A 20270-nucleotide genomic window follows, 5' to 3' on the forward strand; every position below is an offset into this window, starting at 1 on the left:
AGGGAGCGGGCTATGAGATATTGGTTTTTAAAAATAGGTTTTTTCGTGTTGCTGCTGATCGTCGACAGCTGTGTTGAGCCGTTTTCGCCGCCTGAAGTTAATTCGGATGAAAACTACCTGGTGATCGACGGCTTTCTGAATGTGAGCGGCAACGATTCGACGCGGATCGAACTGCGGCGGACGCAGAATGTCAATGCAACAGCATCCCCGACGATCGAAAGAGGCGCGCAGCTGGCTGTGGAGGAAGAAAATGGTGAAACGTTGTCGATGAAGGAAACCGGTCCGGGGGTCTACACCCTGCCGCCGCGACAATATAACCGGTCCGGGAAGTACAGATTGCGGATCAAAACGAAAGACAATCAGGAATATCTTTCCGAATTCGTAGGTGTAAACATTACCCCGGTAATCGATAGCGTAACCTATAAAGTAGACCCGGTGCTGAACGCCGCGATATTTTATGTGAATACGCATGATGCCCAGGGTAAGACGCAGTTTTACCGTTGGAAATTCGAAGAGACCTGGGAATACGAGGCTGCTTATTATTCCGCATTGATAGTGAGGAACGATTCGGTCGTAACACGGCCGGATAATATCAATAAATGCTGGGGCAAATTGAAATCCGCGAGCATTTTGCTGGGCAGTACCGTAAAGCTGAGTAGCGATGTGATCAAAGACCTGCCGCTGAACCGGGTACCTATCCCTACCAACAAGCTGTACATCAAATACAGTATCCTGGTAAAACAATACGGCCTCTCACGAGATGCATTTGAATATTGGACGGCTTTATCCAAAACAACCCAGGGAACCGGTAGTCTTTTCGATGTATTGCCGTCGCAAGTGACGGGTAACATTCGGCATACTTCCAATTCACGTTTGCTTGCATTCGGTTATTTCAGTGCGGCTACGGAAGAAACCCGCAGGCTCACCGTCACGCCGCGGCTAGGTATGTTCCCGCGCTGTATCGAGCCAGATACGATCCCCATCCGCTGCTCGTCGCGGGATGCCGATGAATGTGCTTTCAACACCGCCAAGCTACTGCTTAGCTATTGGGGACCACGCTCCGACTCTGTTTTGGTGGCGGGCCATTCGTGCGCCGATTGCCGCGTGCAAGGTGGTACGACAGAAAGACCCTCTTATTGGTAGTGATTTTACAAGGAATGACTGTGAAAGGAATAGACTTCATCAAAAATCTGAAAGAGGCCTGCGGGGTCGGTAAGCGACGTTCGGGAAGTTGGGCGTTGAGGGGAATGATGGCGGCTGCCGGGATGGTGGTCAACAGCTGTATTGAACCATTTTCCCCGCCGGAAGTGACCAATCCCGGTACTTACCTGGTGGTGGACGGTTTCCTGAATGTGAGCGGCGATACCAGCCGGATCGTTTTGAGCCACACACAGGCCGTGAACGATGACAAGGTATTTGAAAAGGAATCCGGTGCCACGATTATGGCCGATGCGGAAAATGGCGAGAGCTACGCATTTCAGGATATGGGTAACGGTTCGTACAAATTGCCGCCGACGAATTTTAACCGTGATGTTAAATACCGGCTGAGGATCAAACGGTCCAACGGACGGGAATACGAATCCGATTACGTGGTTGTGAGCAAAACCCCGCCAATCGACAGCGTTACCTATCGCCTGGATCCTGGGCGGAATGCGATGATGATCTATGTGAATACGCATGACCCGAGTAATCAGACGCGTTTTTACCGCTGGAATTTTGAAGAAACCTACGAATACCGGATGGCTTACTATTCAAGTCTGACGCGTGACTATACGGCTAATCAGATCGTTCCGCGGAAGGATAATATTAACGTGTGCTGGCGGACATTATCGTCAAGGGATATCAAACTAGGGTCGACGATCAAACTCAGTCAGGATATTATCCGTGATTTGCCCGTCAATATCGTGGATATCGGTACCAACAAATTGTATTTCGGGTATTCGATCCTGGTGAAACAGTATGGGCTCACGCGGGAGGCATTCGAGTATTGGACCGACCTGGCCAAAACGACGCAGGGGACCGGTAGCCTTTTCGACCCGCAACCGTCGCAGGTAACAGGTAATATCCATGCCAAGGCCGACGCCAGGGAACTGGTATTTGGCTATTTCAGTGCTGCGCAGGAGCAAAAGCAACGGATATTTATCCGCGAAGCGTTGGGCTCATACCCGCGCTGTGCACCGCCGGATACGCTCAATTTTAACGATGCATTTAACGGCTCCGCGGTGCTGCTCTACTATTATATGGGAGATGGCAAGGGTGGTTATCTCGGAACTTCGGAATCGTGTGCGGATTGCCGGTCGCAGGGCGGTACGACCACTAAGCCTTCATTTTGGTATCAATGATTATTCTATTGTCTGAAAATATACAATGAAACTCAGGACATTTATTTGCGGTTTGCTGGCGCTGGCATTTTACAGCTCGTCGTACGCGCAGGACGACGCCATGCTCGCTTCCATTCGGCAGCGGTTCGGGCTTTATACCGAGCGGGCTGTGCAGGAAAAGCTGTTTGTGCATATCGACAGGCCGTTTTACCTCGTCGGGGAAACGATCTGGTTCAAAGCCTATAACCTCAACGGTGCCACGCACCGGTTTCTCGACCTGAGCAAAGTAGCCTATCTGGAAGTGCTGGACAGTGAGAACAATCCGGTGCTGCAAACCAAGTTCGCCATGGTCGACGGGCGGGGAAATGGCTCGGCGCTGGTACCGTCCACACTCGTAAGCGGCAAGTACAAGCTGCGGTGCTATACCAACTGGATGAAGAATTTTTCGGCCGAAAGCTATTTTGAAACCTCGGTCGCTATCCTGAACCCGTTTGTTCGCTTCGATCCCGACAGGGCCTCGAAGGAAGAAACCCGCTATGATGTGCAGTTTTTCCCGGAAGGAGGACATTTGGTAAGCGGTATCGAAAGCAAAGTCGCATTTCGTGCCGTGGGCCTAGATGGTAAGGGTATTAAATTCAAAGGGGCGATCCTCAACGGGCAGAATGAAACTGTCCGCGAATTTGAACCGGAACTGAATGGGATCGGCTACTTTAAGCTGAAACCGGAAGAGAATGCAGTTTATAAAGCAACGATTACCGATAGCAAGGGAAAACGTTTCGAATATCAGTTTCCGAAAGTGGAACCGCAGGGATACGTCATGGAGGTGAAAGACTCTACTTCGGCGCTGGTGAAAGTGACTGTAACCGGAAAGTTTGAAAGCGAAGATCCCGCGACCGTATATCTGCTCGCACACACGCGTCAGGCAAATGCGGTGTTCGGCAAGAAAGGATTGGGTAAAAGCCCGGCCGTTTTTGTGCTTGAAAAGGCCAGGCTCGGGGAGGGCATTTCGCAGATCACGATCTTCAACGAAAAGCTGAAGCCGGTTTGTGAACGGTTGTATTTCAAACGCCCCGAAAAACAACTGACCATCGATGCACAAATGGGCAAAAGCTTCATCGGACGAGAAAAGGTAGCCATGAATATCTCGGCTGCCGCAGGGCAGGCACTTCCGGCTTGGAGTAATTTGTCGGTGGCGGTATACCTCGAGGATTCGATCCAATACCAGCCGCAGCACGATATGCACAGCTATTTATGGCTCACCGCCGATTTGAAGGGCGATATTGAAAACCCGGGCTATTATTTTCAAAATGCAAATCCGGATACCGACCGGCAGCTCGACAACCTGATGCTTACGCATGGCTGGCGTCGATTGAAATGGGATAAGGTTTTCGGCGGTCAGCTGGTTAGTTTCGAACATTTGCCTGAATACGACGGACATTTCATTCACGCCCGCGTGCTCAACCGCGCCGATGGAAAACCGGCGGCCAACAAGGATGCATACCTGGCGTCGCTGGATGTGCCCGCACGCCTGTATGTGGATAGGAGCGATAACGAAGGCCGGGTAAAATTTGAAGTACGCCAGTTCACAGGCCCGAAGGAAATTACCCTGCAAACCGACTTAGCTCAGGATTCTACCTATCGCTTCGAAGTGGCTTCGCCGTTTTCCCGACAGTTCTCGACGACCGCCGTTCCCTCTTTTTTCTTCGATAAAAACCAGGAAAACCAATTGCTGACGCGATCCATCAATATGCAAACCGGCAATGCGTTTCTTCCACGAATCTATACCGAGAAAAAGGCCGTACTGACCGATTCACTGCCATTCTTCGGGGTGCCCGACGAGAAGTATTTCCTCGATGATTTTACCCGTTTTCCCACCATGGAAGAAGTTCTGAGGGAATATGTGAAAGGCATTCTCGTTCGCAGACGGCAAAAAGAATTCCATTTGCGAATGATCGATAAGCTGGTACCCAATACCTATTACACGACCGATCCGCTGATGCTCCTGGATGGTATCCCGGTTTTTGATGCCGACAAGATCATCGAAATGGACCCGCTGAAAGTGAAGAAAATCGAATTGATCAGTTCGCGCTACTTCCTGGGGCCGATGACTTTTACGGGTATCGTAAGTTTCTCGACTTATCGGGGCGACCTGAGTGGGTTTGAACTCGATCCGAAGGTGCTGGTAATGCCGTACGAGGGTGTGCAGGCGCAAAGGGAGTTCTATGCGCCGAAATACGACAGCAATAATGCCAACAGCCGTATCGCCGATTTCCGGAACCTCCTGCATTGGGCGCCGAATGTTACGACGGGCAAAGACGGCAAGGCGACGGTCGAGTTTTACACTTCCGACCAGACCGGTCGCTACAAGGTCGTGATCCAGGGCATTACCCCGGATGGCACGGCCGGTAGTAAAACCGTCTCCTTCGACGTCAAGAAAAGAAGCCTTTAAATGTAAAACTCCGAGGTGTGCTTGATCTCCTTCAAAACGAAGGTGCTGTTAAGCACACCAATGTTGTCGATCTTCGACAGCTTATATTTCACAAAATCGTGGTACTCGTCGAGGCTGGCGACGTTGATTTTTAAGAGAAAATCAACCTGTCCGGCCATGTGGTAACATTCCTGCACCTCGTGGAGATTTTGTATCTCCTGTTCGAACTTCTCGATAAATGCCTCATTATGATAGCGCATTGACACCTGGCAGATCGTCGTAACCTGTCTGTTAATGAGTTTTTTATCTAAAATTGCTACATATTGCTTAATGTACCCCAGGCTCTCCAGACGCCTGATCCGCTCGTATACAGGCGATACCGTGAGATTGAGCATCGTTGCGATTTCCTTGGTTGTTTTTTTAGCATCTTTTTGAAGAATGCGGAGGATTTTGGTATCGATTTTGTCCAACTGTTCCATGGGGCAATAATATTTACTGGTACGGGTTTCGAATTGAATCTCAAAAAGTAAATTTTACTTTAAAAATCAAATAGTGTGGTAATGTTTCCTGGGAAACTGGCTGTTTGTTGAAAATAATTTTCACAAATGGGAAATTGCAAGTGATTTATGCTTTACCCAAAAGTTGTTTTTTATGAAAACGGACTGCGTTTTAGTAATAGGAGCAAACGGGCAGATCGGATCTGTCCTGGTGGAATATCTGAGGGAAATTTACGGATTGGGAAAAGTGGTGGCAACGGACATCCGCATGCCCGAATTCCCGACCGGCATCTTTGAACAACTCGACGCGACGAATGCCGCCGAAATGGCTGCACTCGTACGTAAATATGGCGTTACGCAAATCTATCACCTGGCGGCGATTCTTTCCGCAAAAGGCGAGCAGGACCCGCTCCGAACGTGGCATATCAATATGCAAACGTATTTCAACGTGCTGGAAGTAGCGCGTGAAAACGGGGTAAGCAAAGTTTTCTACCCAAGCTCCATTGCCGTTTTTGGTGATCGTGTGGATACGCTGGCAGAGCAATGGTCGTACCTTGACCCTGCAACGGTTTACGGCATCAGCAAGGCGGCGGGCGAGAACTGGTCTAACTATTATTTCAAACGTTATGGCGTAGACATCCGCTCGCTGCGCTACCCAGGCATTATCGGCTACCAGTCGATGCCGGGCGGCGGTACCACGGATTACGCGGTGGACATTTATCACAAGGCCGTGAAAGGAGAAGCATTTGAATGCTTTCTGAAGCCAGAAACGACTTTGCCGATGATCTACATCAGCGACGCCATGGACGCTACAGTGCGCCTGATGGAAGCGCCTGCCGAGAAGATTTCAGTACGTACCTCGTACAACCTCGCGGGAATGAGCTTTTCCCCGGAGGAAATCGCCCAAAGCATTCAAAAGATAATTCCAAACTTCAACATAACTTACAAGCCAGACTTCCGCCAGGCCATCGCCGATTCCTGGCCCCAGGAAATCGACGATGCCCAGGCCCGGAAAGACTGGGGCTGGCGGCCAAGCTATTCGCTCGATAAGATGACGGAAGAGATGATCAGCGAGTTACGGAAGAAGTATCATTTGGTTAGTTAATTTCGAATGATTGAATGACTGAATGATTGAATAAAGTAGTGTTCGGTCATTCAGTCATCGCATTATTCAGTCATTCAATCATTCGGTCATTCAAAATTCATCATCATGTACGGTACCATAAAGCAAGAACTTCAGGGCGAACTGGAAGCGATCCGGTCGGCTGGTTTATATAAAAAAGAGCGCGTGATCACCACGCCGCAGTCTGCTCACATCGCTACTACCGATGGCGCGGATGTGCTTAATTTTTGTGCTAATAATTACCTGGGCCTTTCTTCGCATCCTGATGTGATCCAGGCCGGTATCGACGCCATTCATTCGCATGGCTTCGGGATGTCGTCGGTGCGGTTTATTTGCGGCACGCAGGATATCCATAAAGAACTCGAACGCAAAACGGCCGAATTCCTCGGTACGGAAGACTGCATTCTCTACGCTGCGGCATTCGATGCGAATGGCGGGGTTTTCGAGCCTTTGCTGAACGAGCAGGACGCCATTATTTCCGACGAGCTGAACCACGCTTCGATCATAGACGGCGTGAGATTATGCAAGGCCAAGCGTTTTCGCTACAAGCATAACGATATGGCTGACCTCGAAAAGCAGCTCCAAGACGCGCAAGGTAGCCGCCGCATTCTGGTCGTAACCGACGGTGTGTTCTCCATGGACGGTACCATCGCCCGCCTGGACCAAATATGTGATCTGGCCGAGCAATACCAGGCCATGGTGATGATCGACGAATGCCACGCTACGGGCTTCATGGGTAAAACCGGCCGCGGTACGCATGAGTATCGCAATGTAATGGGGCGTATCGATATCATTACAGGTACTTACGGAAAGGCATTAGGCGGTGCGTCGGGAGGCTTCACGGCAGCTAAAAAAGAGATTGTAGAGATCCTTCGCCAGCGCTCGCGGCCTTATTTGTTTTCCAATACATTAGCGCCTTCCATTGTAGGAGCTTCCATTAAAGTACTCGATCTACTCACCTCATCCACTGCATTGCGCGACAAGCTGGAACGGAACACGCAATATTTCCGCAAGGCTATGACCGACGCTGGTTTCGATATTCTCCTAGGCGAGCACCCGATTGTACCTATTATGCTCTACGAAGCAAAACTCGCGCAGGAATTTGCTGCCAAACTGCTCAACGAAGGCATTTACGTGATCGGCTTCTTCTATCCCGTGGTTCCCCAAGGCAAGGCACGCATTCGTGTGCAGATCTCGGCCGGGCACGAGCAGGCGGACCTCGAAAAGGCGGTAGCGGCGTTTACGAAGGTAGGGAAAGAACTGGGCGTTATTTAGTCAAGTGTAGTCATTAAAGTCATGTGTTGTCAGGAGTTGTCAAGTGTGGTCTGGAATTGTCAGGTGTAGTCGGGGTTGTCAAGTGTGGTCCTGAAAGAAATGCCGCTAGGCATATAATATTGGTAGGAAACGCAACGAGGCATTTTCGGGAATCCATCACTTGCTTGGATTGCTACCCATATTACGTCGCTACGCGATTCCGGCAATGTGCTTTACCCAAAGCACAGCAATGTTCTGTCGCTTTCGACAATGCCTGACCATACCTGACCAAACCTGACAATACTTGACTACACCTGACTCTTGATCAAACCTGACCATCCCTGACAACTTCTGACCACCCCTACTGTTCCGAATCGAGCAATTCTACCTCGACATGCAGCGATTGCAGCGTCGCGTTGCCGTATTGGGTAACCATTGCCACATCTGCGGCGTCGCGGCCGTGGGCGATTTCGATGCGGTAACCTTCGGTTTTTTCCTGCACGGCATCAAATGTGTACCATTCGCCGCCTATGAACACTTCGAACCAGGCGTGCAGATCCATGTCTTTCAGTTTATCCAGGTATCCGACGGTCATGCGCGTCGGGATGCAGAGGTTCCGGCATAGCGCAATGGCCAGGTGCGTGAAGTCGCGGCAAACGCCTACGCGAGCGCGGGCGGTATCGAGCGCGGTGGTGGCGGCATTGGAAAACCCGTATTGATAGCGCACATTGTGGTGAATCCACGAACGGATCGCTTCCACCTGCTCATATCCGGGCGTGAGGTTACCTGCTATTTCCAGTGCCAGCACATTGATTTCGTGTAAATCCGACTGGCAATAGCGGCTTGGCAGGATGTAATGCATGACTTCATCGGGCAAATCCCCTACCAGCATATACGCAGGCGGCGGATTGGGGATGGGCTTCGTTTCGTTTACCTGGGCTTGCACTTCGGTAGTGATCGTCACCCGGCCTACCGGCAAGATTGTACGTTGGCACGGGTTACCGTAAATGTCGGTATATTCTGAAAACGGCACCGGCGGCTCAATGTTGAAACCTTCCTGAATGATCGATTGGCCTTCCTGGCGACGGGGGCGTAACATGGTCGTTACGGTGGTGGGGGCATACACGTCGTACGTGAATATGCTTCTGCCCTTCATTTTCATTTATGGGTCGAGTTAGTATTTGTACTAAATGTAATGATGCTTAGTTACTTAAAAATTACGTGCCATTTATTTTATTGTGAACACCCGCTTCCACCAGAATTAAATCGTTTTAATCGACGTTTGTACAGCAGGAATGTTAATTTTAGAGCGAGTAGTATTTAGTGAAATTTAAATAATACACCTATGGCAGTTACAAAATGGATCGTAGACCCGGCGCATTCTGAAGTGCAGTTCAAAATCAAACACCTGGTCATTTCGACGATTACAGGTTCCTTCAACAACTTTGAAGGCGGGGCGACTTCGGACCTCAATAATTTTGAAAACGCGGAAATTCACTTTTCACTGGATGTGAACAGTATCGATACCAATGTGGAAATGCGCGATGCCCATTTGCGGTCGGCGGATTTCTTCGATGCCGAGCAATTCCCGCATATTACCTTTCAATCCAACTATTTTCATAAAGTAAAGGGCGACAACTATAAGCTCTCCGGACTTCTGACGCTGAAAGGCATTACCAAACCTATCGAGCTCGATGCCGAATATGGCGGCGCGGAAAAGGATAGTGAAGGCAATGTGCGCATTGGTTTCGAAGTAGAGGGCCGTTTGAGCCGTCAGGAATTCGGCCTGAATTACATGCAGCTGACCGACTCAGGCGGCTTAGTAATTGGTGAGGACGTGAAGTTGATCGCTAATATCCAGCTTGTAAAGCAGGGATAATCAGTGGTTTAACTATTTTCATAAACTTTTAATACCCGGCATGGACCTTAAAACTGGTTTGCCGGGTATTTTTGATTTCAATAGAAAATACGGGTAGCCGTCTTTTTATCAAACCTAAACTCGCAATCCATGAGAGTGCTGCGCATTATATTTAAAGTCATCGGGATATTTCTCCTGCTGCTCGTCCTCGCTATTGCCACCATGATCACAACCATGGACAAGACGCCGTACCGGGAAATGGCCTACTATAAGGAATGGAAGGACCTTATCGGTGGCGCAAAGGCCGTGGGCAGCCCCGCCGATACTGTGGGCAATTCCGGCGCATTACAGGCAGGGTGGGCGAAGGTCAACATCACACCGGCGTCGCCTACGCCCACCGCGGGTTATGGTAACCGACGCGGCCGCCCGTACACGGCCGTGCATGACTCCGTATATGTACGTGCGATTGTGATTGATAATGGGCATACCAAAGCCGCAATCATCGCAGCCGACTTGCTGATCATCCCTCCGACGGTGATCGAATCCCTGAAAGCAAAACTGAAACCCGGCGATATTCCTTTCGATCAGATCTATTTTGGCGCTACGCACAGCCATAACAGTGTAGGCGGTTGGGGAACAGGCATTTCTTCACTTTTCTTTTCGGGTAAATTCGATCCCGCTATTGTGGAGAACCTTGCCAATGCATTTCACAAAGCCATTACTGATGCTCAAAAGAAAGTTGAGCCTGTGCAGCTGACCTACATGGAGTCGCTCGATTCGGTTGATATCCGCAACCGGCTGGTAGGCGAGGAGGGAAGCGTCGATCCGGAGATCCGTTCGGCGGCGTTCGTTACCAAAAGTGGGCAAAAAGCCATTCTAAGCTCTTTTGCTGCGCATTCCACGGTTTTGAATTCCAAAACCATCGTTCTCTCGCGCGACTACCCGGGTGCGCTCGTGGATTCGCTGGAAAAGGGCCGCTACAATTTTGCGATGTACATGGCCGGCGCCGTAGGCAGTATGGGGCCGATCGAGCAAGGGACCGATGACTTCGATGAAGTGAAAAACCAGGCATTCGGCGTTCAGAAAGCATTATTATCCCCTAATACGACCAAAGAGGATTCCAAAAGCGCATTGGTGGAAACGCTTACATTGCCGTTGCCCCTCCGAGAGCCCACTCCACGCCTAACTATGAGCATTGTGCTACGCCCCTGGGCATTCAAAAAAGCATTCGGCGAATATCCGGTGTATGTAAAAGCATTGCGGGTCGGCAACATTCTGATGGTAGGCATGCCATGCGATTTTTCCGGCGAACTAACCGCCCCGCTGGATGCCTATGCCAAATCCAAAGGGTTGAACCTGATGGTTACGAGCTTTAACGGAGGCTATATCGGCTATATTACCCACGACAAGTACTTCGATCGCGATTTGTACGAGACCAAGACCATGAGCTGGTACGGGCCGTATAATGGTGCCTATTTGCAGGAAGTGATTAAAGATATTATTGATAAATTATCCTAAAACCGTAACTAACGATGAGAACACTTGTAATCCTCTTTCTGGCGTTCCTGAGCCTTTCTTCGATGGCCCAGAAACCCGTTCGTGTGGTAGTAGCGGGGCTTAGCCACGGGCACGTCGGCTGGATTTTCAACCGGAAAGACAAAACGGATATTCAGCTGGTGGGCATCTGGGAAACGAATCCCGATTTGGTCAGACAGTTTACTGAACGCTACAAGCTCGATCCGAAGCTTTTTTATTCAGACCTCAACAAAATGCTCGACGAAACAAAACCGGAAGCCGTTTCTGCATTCGGGGCGATTAATGAGCACGTGGTAGTGGTGCGGGCTTGTGCGCCGCGGAAAGTCAATGTCATGGTGGAAAAGCCGCTGGCTACCACATTTGCCGACGCGAAGGAAATTCAGAAACTTGCGACACAGCATAGCATCCACGTTCTGACGAACTATGAAACTTCCTGGTATGCGAGTAATCAGCATGTGAACCAACTTATTCAGGATGGAAAACTGGGTGAAATACGTAAGGTAATGGTCAATGATGGCCACCAGGGACCCAAAGAAATCGGGGTTAGCAAAGAGTTTTTCGCTATTTTGACGGATCCGGTGAAGAATGGCGCAGGTGCATTGGTCGATTTCGGCTGCTATGGCGCCAACCTCATGACCTGGCTCATGAAAGGCGAGCGGCCGATTTCCGTAACCGCGGTTACGCATCAGAATAAGCCCGATATTTACAAGAATGTAGACGACGAGGCATCCATCATCCTGCAATATCCGAAGGCGCAGTGCATTATCCAGGGCTCGTGGAATTGGTCTTTTGCGAGAAAGGACATGGAAGTATATGGTAACAAAGGCTACGCTGTGGCGGTGAATGCGACCACCGTGCGCCAGCGTTTGCAGGAAAAAGCGCCGGAAGAAACACTGAAACTCGACCCGCGCCCGGCACCTTATACCGACCCATTCTCGGTATTGGCCGATGTGGTTCAAGGTCGGATCAAGCTCGATCAGAACGACTTGTACGGGTTGCAGGTGAATGTGACCGTCGTCGAGATACTGGAAACGGCGAAGGAGGCTGCGAAAACCGGTAAGACTATCTTTTTGAAAAAATAAACAATACCTATGGAGCCCAGGCCGGTCAGTTTTTCCCAGACCACCCTCACCGAGTTAATGATTCCTTCCTATGCCAATTTCGGCGGGAAAATCCACGGAGGCATATTGCTCTCTCTGATCGACAAGGTCGCATATGCGTGCGCGTCGCGGCACGCAGGCACGTATTGTGTAACGGTTTCGGTGGATGCTGTGGATTTTCTGGAACCGGTGGAGGTAGGCGACCTGGTATCGCTGCACGCGTCGGTAAACTATGTGGGCAGGACTTCGCTGGTGGTGGGCATTCGCGTGGTGGCCGAGAATGTACGGAACCGTTCGGTAAGGCATACCAACACTTCGTACGTCACTATGGTCGCCAAAGACGACAACAATAAACCGACCGTTGTGCCCGAGCTGGTGTTGGAAAATGAGGACGACGCCCGTCGTTTTCTGGAAGCGATCAAGCGCCGGGAACTGAAAGAAAAATATCGTGACGCGTTTGACAATGCCAAAACGCGCCTCGATGTGCAGGATAACCTGGATAAGTTAGCCGATCAACGTTGCGTGATCGCTTATGATACCGATGTTTGATAAAATTCCAGGCTGAGCGGAGCGGGCCGCCGGGCGGTCGAAGCCGCGAGACAGTGCCGCAGCTTCGACTACGCTCCTGACAGTCTTTAGAATCCGAACAATCCCCCGCCGCTTTTCCGCGTGGTTGTTTTCTTGCCAAACAGCATTCCAAAAACGCCGCGCACTACCTCACGGCCGATTTGTTTCGCCAGCGGTGAGTTGAGCGCGTCGGAGATCATGCTCGATTGTTCTTTCTCTTTTTTTGCCTCTACTTTTGCTTGTACCTCTGCTTCTTTCGCTTCAGTTTCCTTGCGGGCCTGTTCTTCCATGCGTTTGGTCAGGATTTCGTAGGCGCTTTCCGGGTCTACGGGGTCTTTATATTTGGCATACACATCCGATTGCTGGACGTGTTTATCGTAGTCGGCCTGCACCATAGGTCCCATAATGGATGCCGGTGGCATTAAATGCGTGGCCGCTACTTCGGTAGGGATACCTTTTTCGTTCAAAACGGTGATTAATGCCTGCCCTATACCGAGTGTCGTCAGGACCTGGTCGATCGAATAGTAATCCGATTTCGGGTAAGTTTTGACGGTTTGCTTCAAAGCCTCGGCATCCTGCGGTGTAAATGCGCGGAGTACGTGCTGCACACGGTTCCCCAACTGCCCGAGCACCGATACCGGCACGTCCTGCGCCATTTGGGTACAAAAGAAAATACCCACGCCTTTGGAACGGATCAGGCGGACAACCTGCTCGATTTGTTCCAGGAATGCCTTGGGCGCGTCTTTGAACAGCAAATGCGCTTCGTCGAGGAAGAACACCAGTTTAGGTTTGTCCAGATCGCCAGCTTCGGGCAGTTTGTGGTATAACTCAGCCAAAAGACTCAGCATGAATGTCGAGAACAATGCGGGCTTATCCTGCACGTCGGAAACGTTCAGCAAGCTGATCACGCCTTGCCCGTCGACCTTGTTGATCAGGTCGTCGATATCGAATGATTTTTCCCCGAAAATGCTGCCGACGCCCTGTTGCTCCAATGCGACGATCTTGCGGAGGATAGTTCCGGCTGTGGACGCGGAAATCGTACCGTAATCGGCCTTGATTTCGGCAGCGCCGGGACCTTCCGCGAGGTAATTGAGGACTTTTTTCAAGTCGTTCAGATCTACCATCGGCAGGTCCTTGTCGTCGGCATATTTGAACAGGATAGCGAGTACGCCGGCCTGGGTTTCGTTCAGTTCAAAGATTTTGGAAAGCAATATCGGCCCGAATTCCAATACCGTGGCACGCATTTGTGCCCCCTTGTTGCCGCTGAGGGAATAGAGCTCGACCGGAAATCCTTTCGGTTCAAAAACGGTGCCGAGTATATGGGCGCGTTCTTCCAGGGCCGCATTGGTCTTGCCCGGCTGTGCGATCCCGGAAAGGTCGCCTTTAATGTCGGACATGAAAACAGGTACGCCGGCTGCGGAGAGCTGCTCCGCAAATACCTGCAACGTACGCGTCTTACCCGATCCCGTAGCTCCGGCCACGAGCCCGTGGCGGTTCATCATGCGCAAGGGAAGGTTTACGCGGGCCTCGCCGATGATCTCGCCGTCGAGAATGGCCGATCCCAAATGAATTACAGGTTTGTCAGTTTGATAAGATTTCTGAATGGCTGCAATAAATTGTTCTTTCTTTGACACAGAAAATACGGGTTATGGTTTGATGAAAGGTTAAGTTACAAATTTTAAAGGTTTCAGGAAGATTCCAAGGCAAGGAAGCGAATTATTGTAGAATAATAATTTGTGAGGAAATAATATAACTTTTTGCATATGCTTGTATTTGCAAAATATTATTAGGTATTTTGGTTTGATCGCATTAGAATTATTCTGAGTTGTATTTTTAGAGACATTACTTTCCACTTATGTTGAGCCGCGTTGCGAATTCTATTTACTGGATGAATCGTTACATGGAACGGGTCGAGAATTACGCCCGTTTCGTGGGAGTTAATTTTAACCTGGCCCTGGATCTTCCGCCTGACGTGGACGAACAATGGGAGCCGTTACTGATCGCAACGGCCGATCACTTTCTCTTCTATAAGTATTACGATAAGCCTACAAAGGAGGACGTTATACATTTTATGACGTTTGATAAACGCAACCCGAACTCGATCATCAGCTGCCTCTACGAAGCCCGCGAGAATGCGCGGACCATACGGGAGACGATCTCAAAGGAGATGTGGGAGAGTATCAACACATTTTACCTGGCCATTAAAGGGACCTCACCCGACGATTTCCGGAATATGGATCACATGCAGTCCTATTTCACAGACATCCGTAAAAACTGCCAGCTTTTCCACGGGGTAGTCGACTCGTCGATCACGCGCAACGAGGCCTGGCATTTCGGACGGCTGGGCCGGCATATCGAGCGCGCCGACAAATGCTCGCGTTTCCTGGATGTGAAGTATTTTACATTGTTGCAGGACTCGGGGACTTCGGGTTCTACGCTCGATTTGATGCTCTGGACCGCGGTACTGAAATCGGTGAGTGCTTACAATATGTATCGGCAAACGCACCGTGCATTGACGCCGATGAACATCGTGGCGTTCCTGATCCTGGATAAGCTTTTCCCGCGCTCGATCGCGTATTGCGTGCGCCAGGCCGAATTGTCGCTGTACGCGATTGCGGGTTCTATTCCCGAGCGTGGTTATACCAACCCCGCCGAGCGCGCATTAAGCAAGATCCGCAGCGAACTGGAATTCACCGATGTAGAGGATGTTTTCAAAATGGGGCTGCATGATTACCTCGATAAATTCCAGATTAAGAACAATGAAGTGGATAACAAAATCTTCGATATGTACTTCGGATTGGAGACCGGGCAGTCGCAAAGCCAGAGCCAGGGGCATTTCAAAAGCCAGTGGATGAACTGATCAAAACTTTTATATCTTAGCGACTCTATCATTTTGAGCCGCTAAGACATGACGTATTGCCTGGGTATCAAAGTCGCATCCGGCCTGGTGGCCATTGCCGACACGCGCCTTACATCCGGAACCGAGGTTTCGACCAATAAGAAAGTTTCTGTTTACCAGTCTGATAAGCATTCTATTTTCGTGATGACCTCGGGCCTGAGGTCGGTGCGCGACAAGGCCATTACCTATTTCAAAGAAGTCCTGGAAGAGCGGGACACTTCATTCGACAAGCTTTACAAGGCTGTCAATGCATTGGGGCAGCAGGTGCGGCGGGTGGCCGACGAGGACCGCTATGCGCTGAACAATGCGGGGCTGGTGTTCAACCTCTTTGCCATTGTTGGCGGGCAGTTGGAACACGACTCCGAACACAAGCTTTTTCTGTTATACCCCGAAGGCAACTGGGTGGAAGTGGGCGACGGCTCGCCGTTTATCATCATCGGCAACTCAGGCTACGGGAAGCCGTTGCTGTACCGGAGTCTTAAATTCGATTCTTCGATGCAGGACGCCCTGAAGATCGGATTTCTGTCGTTCGATTCTACAAGGGTTAGTTCCAACGACGTGGATTACCCCATAGATGTCGTCATGTATGAAAAGGATTCTTTCCAGCTGGTGGAGCACCGTTTCGAAAAGGACGATCTGGATTACGTGGGCAAGCAGTGGAGCGCGCTGCTGAGCAATTCCGTACAAAAATTGTCGTTGGAGTGGATGGACCCGGTATTTGGCAAAATGGGAGAAACTACAAAGGCATAACCGCTCGTTTTGACCTGAAAACGTATATTACGATTGGTTTTCCGGCAATCGGTCAACCTCGTGAACAGACGGAACATAAGAGTCCAGAAACTCAATTGTAGTTTTTTGTTTGTAGAAAAATCTAATTGCGGAGAGGGAATTTAGTATTTTTGCAACCAAACATAAAGAGGAATTCTAGATCGTGACGTTAATTAAATCTATCTCAGGAATCAGGGGAATAGTGGGAGGAAAATCGGGTGAGGCGCTGACTCCGATTGATGTTGTTAAGTTTGCTGCTGCATACGGGACATGGGTGAGGCGTACAAATCCACAGAATCTTAAGGTGGTGATCGGCAGAGACGCCAGGCTTTCCGGTGAAATGGTAAGCCGCCTGGTAGCCGGTACTTTACAAAGTGTGGGGCTGAATGTGCTCGACCTTGGCCTTTCCACTACTCCGACTGTCGAGATAGCCGTGAAAGCGGAAGGCGCGGCGGGAGGTATCATCCTTACAGCAAGCCACAACCCGATCCAGTGGAACGCCCTTAAACTGCTCAATCATGAAGGCGAATTCATTTCGGAAGCCGAAGGCGCCGAGGTGCTGCGCATTGCCGATGAAGAAGATTTCCTTTTCCCGGATGTAAAAAAATTGGGAAGCTATGCATCGGACAATACTTATCTCCAAAAGCATATCGAACACGTTTTGTCGCTGGCACTCGTGGATGTGGAGGCGATCAAAAATGCGAATTTCAAGATCGTAGTCGATGCGGTCAACTCGACGGGAGGCATTGCCGTACCGCTTTTGCTTGAAGCATTGGGCGTTGATTCCAAGAATATCAAAAAATTGAACTGCGAACCGACGGGCAATTTCGCGCACAATCCCGAGCCACTGCCGGAGCATTTGCATGATATCAGTAAGGAGCTTAACAATGGTTCCTACCACCTGGGTATCGTGGTCGATCCGGATGTGGACAGGCTTGCACTCATGTGTGAGGACGGAACACCATTTGGAGAGGAATATACGCTTGTAGCTGTGGCAGACTATGTTTTGAAAAACACACCAGGCAATACGGTTTCGAATCTTTCATCGACTGCCGCGTTGCGCGACGTCACGGTGAAAGCCGGCGGCCAGTATTTCGCATCGGCGGTAGGAGAGGTGAATGTGGTGAACGCGATGAAAGCCAACAATGCCGTGATCGGCGGGGAAGGTAATGGAGGAGTGATTTATCCTGAAAGCCATTACGGCCGCGATGCATTGGTGGGGATTGCATTGTTCCTGACGCATTTGGCGAAGTCAGGCAAAAAGGCGTCGGTTTTGAGAAGATCTTATCCGAACTATTATATTTCGAAGAACAAGATAGAGCTCACGCCGGAGATTAACGTCGATAACATTCTCGACCGTATCCAGACGCGCTATTCGAAGCAGCCCGTGAACACGATCGACGGTGTCCGCATAGAATTTGACCGCGAATGGGTGCATTTGCGGCGATCGAACACGGAGCCGATCATTCGTATTTATTCGGAATCGGAGACGCTGACTACCGCGACCAGCCTTGCCAATAAAATCATTTCCGATATCAAGGAAATTATTTCGGAACCGAAGAAATAATAAAGCTGTTGCTTAGCTAATTTGGGTCACTTGTTGTCTGAACTGACAATGAGTGATCTTTCTAATTTATATCCACATGAAAGTCTATCTGGACAATGCGGCTACGACGCAGCTGGACCCCGAGGTCCTGGAAGCTATGCTGCCGCTGATGACCGAGCAATTCGGTAACCCCTCTTCCATTCATTCATACGGCCGTGCCGTGCGTTCGTCTATCGAGCGGGCCAGAAAGAATATCGCAGCGATCCTGAATGCGGCGCCAGCCGAGATATTTTTTACCTCAGGTGGTACCGAGGCCGACAACACGGCAATCCGTTCGAGCATTGAGACATTTGGCCTGAAACACGCCATTACCTCACGCATCGAGCACCACGCGGTATTACACACGTTGGAGCACCTCAAAAAGCTGGGTGCCATCGAGCTGAGTTTTGTGAATTTGAATGCAAAAGGGGAGGTCGATCTGAAACATCTGGAATCGCTGCTGGCTTCCAAACCGCGTTCATTGGTGTCCTTAATGCATGGTAACAACGAAATCGGTAACCTGCTCGACCTGGAAGCGGCTGGCGATATTTGTGAAAAGTATGATGCCATCTTCCATTGCGACACCGTGCAGACGATGGGCCACTACCGCCACGACCTGCAAAAATTGAAAACGAACTTCATCGTCGGTGCGGCTCACAAATTCAATGGCCCTAAAGGCATTGGGTTTCTGTATGTGCGTCCGGGTATTAAAATAAATCCTTTCGTACACGGGGGCGCGCAGGAGCGCAACATGCGCGGGGGAACCGAAAACATTTACGGTATTGTAGGATTAGCGAAAGCATTGGAAATCGCTTACCGCGATATGGACGCGCACCGCACGCACATTGAAGGTCTTAAAAGCCGCATGATCGGCAAGTTAAGCGAAGGTATTGAAGGCGTTGCATTCAATGGTAATTCCGGAGATTTGAGCAAAAGCCTTTACACCGTTCTGAATGTAAGCCTGCCGCCCTCGGATATCAGCGATATGCTGCTATTCAATCTCGACATTGCAGGAATCGCTGTTTCTGGCGGGAGCGCGTGTTCGAGCGGTACCGATATCGGTTCACACGTTTTGAATGAGCTTAAAATCGATGAAAACCGTGCTAATGTGCGTTTCTCGTTCGGGAAGTACAATACCGAAGCTGAAATCGATTACGCGGCGGAAACGCTCATCGGCCTTTACAAGAAGGAGAGCGTTAGCTTGTAATAAAAAACAATCTCCTATAAAAGCCGAAACCCGGCCCCTGAATCAGGAGGCCGGGTTTTTAATGATATCTTCAAGGCATTCTACCCAAATATCGCTGTCGTTGAGGCTTTCGACAAGCTGCCAATGCTGGCCGCCTTCTTTCTCAAACATTTCTTTGTATTCTTCTCCTACTTCAATCGTCGTTTCCAGGCAGTCGGCTACAAATGCCGGCGAGAATGCTAACGCGCTTTTCACGCCTTTTTTGGTCAATTCAGGAATTACCTCGTCGGTATAAGGCTTGATCCACGGGTTTTTGCCCAAACGTGACTGGAAACAGGTAGTGTATTTACCTTCGGGAATGCCTAATCCTTTCACGAGCAAACGCGTCGTCTCGAAACATTGGGCACGGTAGCAATGCTGGTTGCGATGATCGAGCTTGTCGCAGCAGCTGCCGAACTGGCAAAAATGGCCGGTAACATCGCCTTTGGTGATCTGCCGTTCAGGCAAGCCGTGGTAGCTGAACACGAAATGGTCGTAATCGTGCTGCGCCATGTATTTTTTACCCAAATCCACAAAACCCTGAATGAATTTCGGGTGTTCGAGGAAGCGGTTTACAAAGCGGATTTCCGGCAATACTTCCCAGTCTTTCACGACGCGCATTACTTCTTTATATACCGAGCCGGTAGAGGCCGAAGCATATTGCGGGAAGAACGGCACGACGATGATTTCGGTCAGGCATTCCTTGCGCAATGCAGTCAGTGCTTTTTCAATGCTGGGGTTCTGGTAACGCATAGCCAGTTCGACTACGTAATCTTTACCCAACACTTTTTGCAATTTATCCTTCACCGAATAGCCGTACGTTTTTAAGGGAGAACCGTCAGGTTTCCAAAGTTGCTTGTAAACCTTTGCAGACTTAGGAGCACGGAATGGCGCGATGATGAGGTTGATCAGGAACCAGCGGTTCAGGTACGGAATATCGATCACGCGCTCGTCCATGAGAAACTGGCGGAGGTATTTACGTACATCGGGCACCGACGGGCTGTCCGGTGTACCGAGGTTTACGATCAGTACGCCGGTTTTGCGGACTTCATCCAGTGTTGTAGTATCGAAGGGTTGAGCCAATGCGGTTGTACTCATTTCATTAACAG

17 protein-coding genes are annotated in these 20270 nt (G+C 50.1%); 13 read left to right on the forward strand and 4 right to left on the reverse strand.

Annotation, left to right across the window (positions count from 1 at the left end; genetic code table 11):
- Positions 1–12 precede the first annotated feature (12 nt).
- The 3 genes from AC2YIT_RS10005 to AC2YIT_RS10015 are packed head-to-tail and all read left to right on the forward strand — an operon-like array spanning position 13 to position 4770.
- The gene (locus tag AC2YIT_RS10005) at positions 13–1143 is read left to right on the forward strand and encodes a DUF4249 domain-containing protein (RefSeq protein ID WP_487279083.1); all 1131 of its coding nucleotides are present in this window, start codon (positions 13–15) and stop codon (positions 1141–1143) included.
- Between the two features lie 20 nt (positions 1144–1163).
- Complete coding sequence (locus tag AC2YIT_RS10010) at positions 1164–2342, forward strand: DUF4249 domain-containing protein (protein WP_487279084.1); 1179 nt, start codon at positions 1164–1166, stop codon at positions 2340–2342.
- A 25-nt stretch (positions 2343–2367) separates the two neighbouring features.
- Positions 2368–4770, forward strand: coding sequence for a hypothetical protein (locus AC2YIT_RS10015; RefSeq protein ID WP_487279085.1), 2403 nt, complete (start codon positions 2368–2370; stop codon positions 4768–4770).
- On the opposite strand, the gene AC2YIT_RS10020 is transcribed toward AC2YIT_RS10015, so the two are convergent.
- A complete protein-coding gene (locus tag AC2YIT_RS10020) occupies positions 4767–5228 on the reverse strand; it encodes an Lrp/AsnC family transcriptional regulator (RefSeq protein ID WP_106594330.1) in 462 nt (153 codons plus the stop codon). The two genes, AC2YIT_RS10015 and AC2YIT_RS10020, sit on opposite strands and share 4 nt — an antisense overlap.
- 172 nt (positions 5229–5400) lie before the next feature.
- Here AC2YIT_RS10020 and AC2YIT_RS10025 point away from each other — a divergent pair, with 172 nt between their 5' ends.
- Entirely contained in the window at positions 5401–6351 is a 951-nt protein-coding gene (locus AC2YIT_RS10025) for an NAD-dependent epimerase/dehydratase family protein (RefSeq protein WP_487279086.1), read from the forward strand.
- 105 nt (positions 6352–6456) lie between these two features.
- Positions 6457–7644 (forward strand): glycine C-acetyltransferase, encoded by a 1188-nt coding sequence (kbl, locus tag AC2YIT_RS10030; protein WP_487279087.1) that lies wholly within the window; start codon positions 6457–6459, stop codon positions 7642–7644.
- Between the two features lie 340 nt (positions 7645–7984).
- Here the strand turns inward: kbl and AC2YIT_RS10035 are convergent, their stop codons facing one another.
- A complete protein-coding gene (locus tag AC2YIT_RS10035; RefSeq protein WP_487279088.1) occupies positions 7985–8785 on the reverse strand; it encodes a transglutaminase domain-containing protein in 801 nt (266 codons plus the stop codon).
- A 183-nt stretch (positions 8786–8968) separates the two neighbouring features.
- Here AC2YIT_RS10035 and AC2YIT_RS10040 point away from each other — a divergent pair, with 183 nt between their 5' ends.
- The 4 genes from AC2YIT_RS10040 to AC2YIT_RS10055 all read left to right on the forward strand — a co-directional run bounded on the left by AC2YIT_RS10040 (position 8969) and on the right by AC2YIT_RS10055 (position 12666).
- The gene (locus tag AC2YIT_RS10040; protein ID WP_430844369.1) at positions 8969–9502 is read left to right on the forward strand and encodes a YceI family protein; all 534 of its coding nucleotides are present in this window, start codon (positions 8969–8971) and stop codon (positions 9500–9502) included.
- Positions 9503–9631: 129 nt separating this feature from the next.
- Complete coding sequence (locus tag AC2YIT_RS10045) at positions 9632–10999, forward strand: hypothetical protein (RefSeq protein WP_487279089.1); 1368 nt, start codon at positions 9632–9634, stop codon at positions 10997–10999.
- Positions 11000–11013: 14 nt separating this feature from the next.
- Entirely contained in the window at positions 11014–12099 is a 1086-nt protein-coding gene (locus AC2YIT_RS10050; protein WP_487279090.1) for a Gfo/Idh/MocA family protein, read from the forward strand.
- Positions 12100–12108: 9 nt separating this feature from the next.
- Positions 12109–12666, forward strand: a complete 558-nt coding sequence (locus tag AC2YIT_RS10055) for an acyl-CoA thioesterase (protein WP_223402051.1) — start codon at positions 12109–12111, stop codon at positions 12664–12666.
- A gap of 86 nt (positions 12667–12752) precedes the next feature.
- Here AC2YIT_RS10055 and AC2YIT_RS10060 read toward each other — a convergent pair whose 3' ends face one another.
- Positions 12753–14318 (reverse strand): helicase HerA-like domain-containing protein, encoded by a 1566-nt coding sequence (locus AC2YIT_RS10060; protein ID WP_430844374.1) that lies wholly within the window; start codon positions 14316–14318, stop codon positions 12753–12755.
- A gap of 221 nt (positions 14319–14539) precedes the next feature.
- Here AC2YIT_RS10060 and AC2YIT_RS10065 point away from each other — a divergent pair, with 221 nt between their 5' ends.
- From AC2YIT_RS10065 to AC2YIT_RS10080, 4 genes are all read left to right on the forward strand, one after another.
- The gene (locus AC2YIT_RS10065; protein WP_106594338.1) at positions 14540–15544 is read left to right on the forward strand and encodes an alpha-E domain-containing protein; all 1005 of its coding nucleotides are present in this window, start codon (positions 14540–14542) and stop codon (positions 15542–15544) included.
- Between the two features lie 48 nt (positions 15545–15592).
- Positions 15593–16333: a proteasome-type protease gene (locus AC2YIT_RS10070; protein WP_106594339.1), complete on the forward strand. Its 741-nt coding sequence runs from the start codon at positions 15593–15595 to the stop codon at positions 16331–16333.
- 181 nt (positions 16334–16514) lie between these two features.
- The gene (gene glmM / locus AC2YIT_RS10075) at positions 16515–17918 is read left to right on the forward strand and encodes a phosphoglucosamine mutase (RefSeq protein ID WP_430844376.1); all 1404 of its coding nucleotides are present in this window, start codon (positions 16515–16517) and stop codon (positions 17916–17918) included.
- A gap of 76 nt (positions 17919–17994) precedes the next feature.
- The gene (locus AC2YIT_RS10080) at positions 17995–19143 is read left to right on the forward strand and encodes a cysteine desulfurase family protein (protein ID WP_430844378.1); all 1149 of its coding nucleotides are present in this window, start codon (positions 17995–17997) and stop codon (positions 19141–19143) included.
- A 42-nt stretch (positions 19144–19185) separates the two neighbouring features.
- Here the strand turns inward: AC2YIT_RS10080 and hemH are convergent, their stop codons facing one another.
- Complete coding sequence (gene hemH, locus AC2YIT_RS10085; protein ID WP_487279091.1) at positions 19186–20259, reverse strand: ferrochelatase; 1074 nt, start codon at positions 20257–20259, stop codon at positions 19186–19188.
- Positions 20260–20270: the final 11 nt, after the last annotated feature.

It is taken from the genome of Dyadobacter sp. SRI_021 (assembly GCF_057586235.1).